This is a genomic window from Allokutzneria sp. NRRL B-24872, assembly GCF_002155965.1.
Lineage (GTDB): Bacteria > Actinomycetota > Actinomycetes > Mycobacteriales > Pseudonocardiaceae > Allokutzneria.
In genome coordinates this window covers 1-268 of the sequence record NZ_MUMH01000334.1, presented here as the reverse complement: position 1 = coordinate 268, position 268 = coordinate 1, and the positions used below count along the sequence as shown (strand labels likewise).

Sequence of the window (268 nt, the reverse complement as noted above, 5' to 3'; positions counted from 1 at the left end):
GCGCGGTGGTGACGCTGCGCCGCATCCGGGAGGGCGAGCCCTGGCGCACGGTCGCCGGGGAAGCCTTCGGCGGCCAGGGTTCCCGCGGCAACGGGGCGGCGATGCGCGTGGCCCCGCTCGGCGCCCACTTCGCCGACGACCCCGCCCGCGCGGCGATGGAGGCGGCGCTGTCGGCCGAGGTCACGCACCCGCACCCGGAAGGTGTCGCCGGAGCCGTCGCGGTCGCCCTCGCGGCGGCGCACGCGGCCGACCCCTCGGTGACCGCGCG

Annotated in this window: 1 protein-coding gene; it reads left to right on the top strand. The window is 80.6% G+C overall.

Annotation, left to right across the window (positions count from 1 at the left end):
* On the top strand, nt 1-268 hold a 268-nt coding region (locus tag CCN37_RS37875; protein WP_210408401.1), incomplete at both ends, for an ADP-ribosylglycohydrolase family protein.